General features: G+C 37.9%; 10 protein-coding genes and 2 pseudogenes. 1 reads left to right on the plus strand and 11 read right to left on the minus strand.

Going from position 1 to position 7,462, the window contains the following annotated elements:
- Nucleotides 1-65: 65 nt before the first annotated feature.
- The 11 genes and pseudogenes from ACQKL6_RS06565 to ACQKL6_RS06615 all read right to left on the minus strand — a co-directional run bounded on the left by ACQKL6_RS06565 (nucleotide 66) and on the right by ACQKL6_RS06615 (nucleotide 6,518).
- Complete coding sequence (locus ACQKL6_RS06565) at nucleotides 66-464, minus strand: UPF0715 family protein (protein WP_427650865.1); 399 nt, start codon at nucleotides 462-464, stop codon at nucleotides 66-68.
- A 168-nt stretch (nucleotides 465-632) separates the two neighbouring features.
- On the minus strand, nucleotides 633-1,052 hold the full coding sequence (locus ACQKL6_RS06570; protein ID WP_427650866.1) for a hypothetical protein: 420 nt from the start codon (nucleotides 1,050-1,052) through the stop codon (nucleotides 633-635).
- 120 nt (nucleotides 1,053-1,172) lie between these two features.
- On the minus strand, nucleotides 1,173-1,901 hold the full coding sequence (locus tag ACQKL6_RS06575; protein WP_427650867.1) for an MOSC domain-containing protein: 729 nt from the start codon (nucleotides 1,899-1,901) through the stop codon (nucleotides 1,173-1,175).
- 328 nt (nucleotides 1,902-2,229) lie between these two features.
- Nucleotides 2,230-2,382: an FbpB family small basic protein gene (locus ACQKL6_RS06580; protein WP_402873267.1), complete on the minus strand. Its 153-nt coding sequence runs from the start codon at nucleotides 2,380-2,382 to the stop codon at nucleotides 2,230-2,232.
- A complete protein-coding gene (locus tag ACQKL6_RS06585) occupies nucleotides 2,375-2,542 on the minus strand; it encodes a Fur-regulated basic protein FbpA (RefSeq protein WP_427650868.1) in 168 nt (55 codons plus the stop codon). The genes ACQKL6_RS06580 and ACQKL6_RS06585 overlap by 8 nt, the downstream gene beginning before the upstream one ends.
- Nucleotides 2,543-3,240: 698 nt before the next feature.
- Nucleotides 3,241-3,801 (minus strand): DNA/RNA non-specific endonuclease, encoded by a 561-nt coding sequence (locus tag ACQKL6_RS06590; protein ID WP_402873261.1) that lies wholly within the window; start codon nucleotides 3,799-3,801, stop codon nucleotides 3,241-3,243.
- Between the two features lie 201 nt (nucleotides 3,802-4,002).
- Entirely contained in the window at nucleotides 4,003-4,308 is a 306-nt protein-coding gene (locus tag ACQKL6_RS06595) for a contact-dependent growth inhibition system immunity protein (protein ID WP_402873258.1), read from the minus strand.
- Between the two features lie 20 nt (nucleotides 4,309-4,328).
- Nucleotides 4,329-4,727 (minus strand): annotated as a pseudogene (locus tag ACQKL6_RS06600) (RNase A-like domain-containing protein); the annotation flags it as partial.
- A gap of 496 nt (nucleotides 4,728-5,223) precedes the next feature.
- A pseudogene (locus tag ACQKL6_RS06605) lies at nucleotides 5,224-5,368 on the minus strand (DUF6985 domain-containing protein); the annotation flags it as partial.
- Between the two features lie 29 nt (nucleotides 5,369-5,397).
- On the minus strand, nucleotides 5,398-5,994 hold the full coding sequence (locus tag ACQKL6_RS06610) for an immunity protein Imm33 domain-containing protein (protein ID WP_402876156.1): 597 nt from the start codon (nucleotides 5,992-5,994) through the stop codon (nucleotides 5,398-5,400).
- On the minus strand, nucleotides 5,994-6,518 hold the full coding sequence (locus ACQKL6_RS06615) for a hypothetical protein (protein ID WP_427650869.1): 525 nt from the start codon (nucleotides 6,516-6,518) through the stop codon (nucleotides 5,994-5,996). The genes ACQKL6_RS06610 and ACQKL6_RS06615 overlap by 1 nt, the downstream gene beginning before the upstream one ends.
- Nucleotides 6,519-6,634: 116 nt before the next feature.
- Between ACQKL6_RS06615 and ACQKL6_RS06620 the strand changes: the two genes are divergently transcribed.
- The coding region (locus ACQKL6_RS06620; protein WP_427650870.1) for a transposase at nucleotides 6,635-7,462 on the plus strand (828 nt) is incomplete at its 3' end.

Here is a 7,462-nt window from a genome sequence, read left to right on the forward strand (position 1 = left end):
TGTAAAAAAATGAGCTTGGCTATCAAGCTCATTTTTACCACGGCATATAGACTGCATTTCCTTTTTTATATAAGGAATTCTTTCTTTTGTAGAAAAATAGAATCCGCTATCCAAAAAACAATGGCAGCCAAACTAGCCATTACATAATAGTTACTCGTCACAAATGGATTAGAAGCTGAATCATATGCCGGAATTAACATGAATAGAAAGGAAAACACTACATAAATCATCAAATAAACAAGACTGAATTTCCGTGGCTTTTTATTCAATTTATATTGTATAGGCGAAGCAAAAAACAGATAAAAGAAAAAGGCAAAAAACGAAATGATGCCTACAGACCAAAAGGCTAAAAATGATAACGGCTTTAATAAAGCGATGCCCATAAATGAAACGGCGACAGATGACACAATCAAGCATAGTAAATAATGAAGGATAAACTCCGAATTTAGATCAATTTTCCTCACAGTCCCACTCCCTCCCGTTCAAAAAAAAGACAGTTTGCGTGAAATTCAACCACGCTAGGCGATAATTCGACCACACAACGTAAATATTCAACCACAGATTCCATTTATTCAACCACGCTTGGCGATAATTCAACCACACTACGCACCCAAGCATCCTTCATCAAACTTTCAACCACGCTTCACTCCGAATAGGCTTGTGAATAGTGTCAAACCAGCTACGACCGGTATGATCCTGAAGCTATCTCTTGTAAGCAGCCAATATGGGTCGGGAAAATAGGCTGCGCTTGGAAGAAAGGTGTACACGATTGGTACGTATAAGGATAGAATCAGACATGGAAGGGTGACGCAGATAAAAAGAGGCATATGAAGCTTGAATGTCCATCCCTTCACGAAAAGCAGGGACACGTATAGACCAAATACAAAGGGTACCATGCTATCGAACCAGAAAAGTGGCTCGATGATAAAAGTGGCCTCGACTTTCTTCTGAATGGTCAATCCAAGGGTATAACTGACAACAAGCAGGACAAATAACCCCGCCAACCAAAGTAATTTCACCACATAAGTAAACCAAGTAGGATAAGGACGCATCTAAACAACTCCCCGCATAAGTCACCTTTATTTTACCATTTTTTCAATATCGTAATGGAGTAATGGGAGATAAAACCAAATAACACTGCCTTTTATCATTAGTAGGCAGTGTTCCTATTTTCAGTCTAGAAGGAATGCTTCATCTCCGACCCCTATTTCCCCTGTTCGAGTGACAGACGCATACACGCCAAAATGGTTAGCACAGTTCTTTTGGACCGCTTTTTGCAAAGTGGGGTCCCGTTTTGCATCGTCCGGATTCACCGTGATGATCATGCACCTTTCACAGGGCCTTCTCAATTCGATTTCCACATCCCGGCCTATTTTCATCCGTTTTCCGAACCAGGTTTGTTCAATGAATGGGATTTTATCGGTTAACGAGATGACGAAGTTGGGCCGAAACCGTCGGTGGTCAAGATGGTCTTTCCCCCATATCGTTTGTAATTCGTTCAGGGACGCATCCGTCACCAGTTGAATAGGCTCCGCTTCTATCGCTCCCAATGGTACATGGGTAGGCGAATATTCAATGAAAGAAACCTTCCGCTTCGATTCATTTTCCATGGCCCTGAGTAAATCCTCATCCCCCCAAGTGATGACCTTTCCTTCCGGTGAGGTAATTTCCACTGTGGGATAAGCAACCATCGACTCTTCCCCGACAAATCGCGCTTGATATTGAACCATTTTCTGATGTTGAGTGATGGTCAAAAATTTACCTGGCCTCGTTTCATCCAAAAACGCATGACTGCGATCTCCATATACCCCGTACTGCATGACATTCGTTTTTTGGACGCTCTCCCCACGAAACGATTTAACAGGATGCCGCACGATTTCCTTAATATGACCGACTAACATGGTATCCCTCCTACGTACTGTCCATTGATATTCTGCCATAATGCCTGGATGTGATGGGAGCACGTGACAAAAAAGAACGGACTCTACACATGAGTAGAACCCGTTCCTTTTTTATATGCTTTCATTATTCCTTTTAGAACCATTACTATGTCCCTATCGTAAATACAAGGGGTGAACCGGATGCAGCTGCTTCAGAAGCGCCATTTGTCATGACACTGTTTGTTTTGGTTTGGACATCAACTATCAAAATCAGAAATATGGTGTCTAGCATATGAAAAACCGAAACATAGACTGGTATCGGTTTCCTTATATATGTGAGCATAGGATATCATGACGAGTGTACTTGTCGATCGCTTTTAACCTCACCCGTTGCTTTTTGATCGATTTTGATAAAGATTCGTTCCAATTCACGTTTGTCTTGAAGCAAGGTATTTCGGTTCTCTTTAAGCAGTTGATTAAATGATTTTGTTCTTCTAGGCATTCTTCCATTCACCTCTTAGCTGATTGAATTCTTTTTGGAGTACAATAACTGGTAACTCATATAATTGTTTATCGTTTTTCTTGAAAATGCCGAATTTCAATAGTTCTTGGATAAGCTGATCTTTATTTGCTTCTCCCTTTTTATCTATTTGGGTTCTCATGAAAACCCTCCTTCATAAATAAACAGACTCTCTCCTAGGTTGGGATACATCATATTCGATTGAACGGAAAAATCCCTACTTTCTCTTCCCCATATAAGAGTGATCTGCATAATCTTCGCATTTCTTTACTGGATTAAATGTAGTAGGTTCATGATGGACTTATAGAATCCAATCACCATTTATGACCACAGCATTCTTTCATTTTTTCTAAAAAAATCTGTATCGCGTCACAAGGATTTCTATAACCCAAATCGCCCGAACTCAAACATATAATCTTCATTTCGCGCAAGATTCACTTGATTGCTCCACAAGGTCATTCCTCTTTATTCCATGTATATACACCGATAAAGGGTCAAATCAAACTCCTTTAAAGTGTCTACTTCTCCGGTATCCAGCCTCTCCGTATATACTTTCAGCCTACAGTTGTCAGGCAATTCTTCATAATTACGGCCATATTCTCGGTAGTACCGGATAAAAAACCGATAAGTACCTTCTTCCTCTCACCTTCCTAATTGAGAACTTTTTTCACTATACCTTCACTATAAATGAAAATGATTCTCAATGTCAATTATATATATTCGACTGATTCAATAGAGGGGGAAGTTTACTTCATAAGTCATTTGGTGAAAGGCTCTAGTGGCCACCAGGTACCCAAAACCACCACGGTTTGTATGTTAACCGCATTGGCAAAATAGTCATCATCTTCTTGTTCCTCTATTGTTCGACTCGTTCATTGCAACTATGTTATCAATAAGCGGAGACCCATTAAATTGCGTACCAATTAAATGTCCGCCATGATCTCCTTGAGTACTAGGAGCTTTAACTCTATCTTCCCCCCCAGCAGCTAACTGATGTTTAGTATTACGCTCTCCCATCTCTAAAGTTAATTCTCCGGAAACTCTCTTAATTCTTCCTAAATCATCTGTTTGATATAAATATCCATTCGTTTCATATTGTACATTAGGTTTCAATTTGAATTCTTCTAAAAAATGACTACCATATTTAGTTACAGCAACAGCCTTACTACCCTCACCCTTCGCCGTAATCTTCTGCGCAAGATCCTTTACCGACGTCTTATCCACACCAATAACTTTATAAGTATTTCCAGTCGTATCGGCTACTGTCCTAACCTTAACCCCAATTGGCACTTCCACTTTCCCGATGGCCTTGCTCATATCCTTGATTGAGCCTTGGACTTTCTGGACTTTATTTTGCACAAATTCCTTGCTGTAGGGGATGAACTTTGTCCCGTTTGCCATTTTGTCTGCGACCTTCGTGCTCGCGGCTATTCGTTCGGCATTAAAAGTTTAGGAAGATCGAATGGATATGATAATGAGACTTTTTTTATTTGCGCCCACTTTTCGTACATAAATTAATTTATAAAGAGTTCTCTTTCGATATAGAAAATCCCGAACAACTAGGCACTTTTTTATTAGTGTCCGTTATCCGGGATATAGTTGTTATTTTTCTTTAACAGCTTCTTTTATTTGTTCAATTACTTGATAGAGCCACTGAAGTGGTTGTAAATCAAGAGCAGGAAAGTATACACCATCTGCACAACTTTGAATATATTCATTCTTTTGAATATCTGAATACTTACTACTTCTAATAAAATCTGTTAAAAAGACAATAGCAGATTCTAGATATTCTATACTTTCTTCTGTTAATAATTCTTGTAATGCCACTTCTGAAGAATCAATATCTTGATGAAAAGTTCCGGCCAAGAACTGAAAAACTGATTCTTCTAGTTTGTTAGAAGACAACATAACATCTCACCTCTTGAGTATTAATTTGGATAGCCAGTTAAAATGTAATTTCCTTCTCCATCCTTTTTCAAAATAATTCTAGCATTTGACATATTTTCAACAGTGGTAGAACCTCTTTTTACTCCACGCCCAATAACTTCGGTTCCTTCATAAGTCAAAACTAAGTTTGACTTACTTTGTGAATTACTCATCCAAGATTTAATCGCATTTTTGTTATTAATTTCGCTTAAGGCTGTACTAACAACTTTCTCAGCAGTAGCCCTATCTTTAAAAGTAGAAGACCCATTAATTCTAGGATTATTCTTTATTCTCTCTAATAACTCTTCATCAGTTTTTCCAACATGTCTTTCAATCAAATGCCCACCTTTTACCTCATGTGCAGCCAATCCTCCACCAGGTGCAAGAGAACTCTTTTCTCCTGATTTACCATTCCCCGTACCCTTACTACCTTCACTCTTCGCCGTTATCTTCTGCGCAAGATCCTTTATCGTCGTCTTATCCACACCAATAGCTTTATAAGTATTTCCAGTCGTATCGGCTACTGTCCTAACATTAACTCCAGTTGGCACTTCCACTTTCCCGAGGGACTTGCCCATATCTTTGATTGTGCCTTGGGCTTTCTGGACTTTATTATGTACATATTCTTTGCTGTAGGGGATGAATTTCGTCCCGTTTGCCATTTTGTCTGCGGCCTTGGCTGCCCGCCTACGAACTCATTACATCTATCTTCTTTACGGCAAAAAGACCTTAACTGATATTAAGGTCTTACATTCTCTTTCTGGCTCATCAAAAATCTATTCTTATTCTCCAAAAACTTTATGATTAATATTTTCAAATATTAATACAATATATCTCCAATATTAAATCTGCTGTTTTGCTGTTACTCATAGAAATTTCACCTAACAACTAGTGAATTTAAATTGCGACATCTTGATACCCTACTTTTTACTTTTTCATTTATGAGACGAACCCCTAAACCAGTTTTATCATCCCACGTACAATCGAATGATACTCTTATATCACGTTCATCGCGAAGGAAATCATACGGAACAGAGATACCTTTTCGTATATAAAATCTATATGGAGCCTTTAAAAAACATCTACATCGTTTTCGTTTAATACTGCTTTTATTTCATTACCTTCAAAAACAACCATATAGTCATTTGGTAAAGCAAGCACTTGAATGATTTCTGGTTTAATTTTTAGTAGTTGATAAGCATATAGAGCATACAACTCCGTGTTATTATTATCTTCTACAGGACCTATATACCAACCTGAATCTCCTTTTTCTACATCTCCATTTCTTTGTAAATATATTTTCTCGAGTTCTAGTACACCTTTAGAAAGTATGATTTTATCACTAAATTTTATTGATAAACCTTCGACATTTATCTTTCTCAAAAAATGACCTTGTTCTAGTTGTACCCACAATGCTAAAGTTAAATCTTCTGTTATATCTTCAAATGGATTTCTAGTATAATCAGGAGAAGTCAATATAAAACTCCCGGTTTCTCTCTCATGTAAATAAAAGACGGACCAACCTACTTGTAGAGAGAAACCATGAATTAATTTATTACGATCTACCTGTTCTAATATAGCAAACAAAGTTTCTACTTGAGGTTCTAATTCTTTTTCGGCAGTCACTATAATGATTTTACCCATAATAATCTTTTCAAATTTGTTCATTACTTCAACCTCTCTTCTATAGCTACTTTTAGAGCTTCTCTAGCTTGTTCCTCTTTTTCTATCATTTCCATTCTAACATTAACAGGAACCTCTCCCATCTTAGAATGCCCTTTCCATTCAGCCCAACTATGAGCCCCCTTAGATGCATTCGAAGATTTTCCAAGACCAACAAAATTATCTTTTAGATTTAGAATTTCTATTTGTTGTTCTCGAGTTAACCCACTGAATCCATCCATTTCAGTTATTTCTTTCATTGAAACAATATGGTCTGCTTCAAACTTATCAACTTCATACCCGTATACTGGGTCTACTTTAGGACCATCTGGATTAACCATTTTTCTTATTTCGTTACTTGGTGTCTTTTTCCTCAAATTTTTATATTCACCTTTTGTAATACCCTTACTACCTTCACCCTTCGCCGTAATCTTCTGCGCAAGATCCTTTATCGGCATCTTATCAACCGAGATATGTTTGTAAGTATTTCGTATCCGGTACTTCCCTAACTCTAAACGGGGCTGTCCCAAAAGTCAGGAAAATGACTTTTAGGGCAACCCTTTTTTTATGAAATTTATGCACAAAAAAATCGCCCTTTTTAGTAAAATGAAGTTACCACACACCATTTACGAAAGGACGATTATTTATGAGCAATCCAAAGATTACTACAGAAAATTATAACATGGAACAGACTATACTACCACTCACCATTCAAGAGGAAACTACCGTTCCTCAAAAACGAAATTCCACACCTACTTTTATTCCCTATGATAACCAACAAACCACTGTTATTTTTGACATTCAGGATCTCATTCCGGTTCACCACGTGGCGCGTGTAATCGATCAAATGATTGAATCAGTAGAAGATAAAGTCTTTTTTGAGCACTATAATGGTGGCGGACGTAGCTCTTACCATCCCAAAATGATGACGAAAGTCATTTTGTATGCCTATTCTCAAAAAGTCTATTCCTGTCGTGAAATCGCTAAACTGGTTGAAGAAAATATCCCAACAATATGGCTGGCTGCCCTGCAGAAACCGGATTATCGAACGATTAATCGATTTCGCACACAACAAATGGAAAAGCTCCTTCCGAAGCTATTTGAAGAAATGATCCATCAACTAATAGAAGAAAAGCACATCACAATGGAGAACTATTTCCTAGACGGAACAAAAATTGAAGCCAGTGCAAACAGGTATTCATTTGTGTGGAAAAAGGCGACGACCAAATTTGAGGCGAAGCTACAAGAAAAAATCGAAGAAATGTACCAACAGATTCAGACCATTACAAATGAAGAAGGGCATGAACTGTCTGCTCAAGACGAAACGTCCTCTTTAACGGCAGAGGAAAAACTAACTCAAATAGAAAAAGCATTAGTGAAAAAAGTTGAAAAGGAAACGAATGGTATCCAACTTGAAGAAGATGTCCAGGTACGAAAAGAAAAACGACGGGAACTCAGTCCGGTTAAGAAACTA

This window comes from Peribacillus sp. NPDC097197 (assembly GCF_050278025.1).
Classification (GTDB): domain Bacteria; phylum Bacillota; class Bacilli; order Bacillales; family DSM-1321; genus Peribacillus.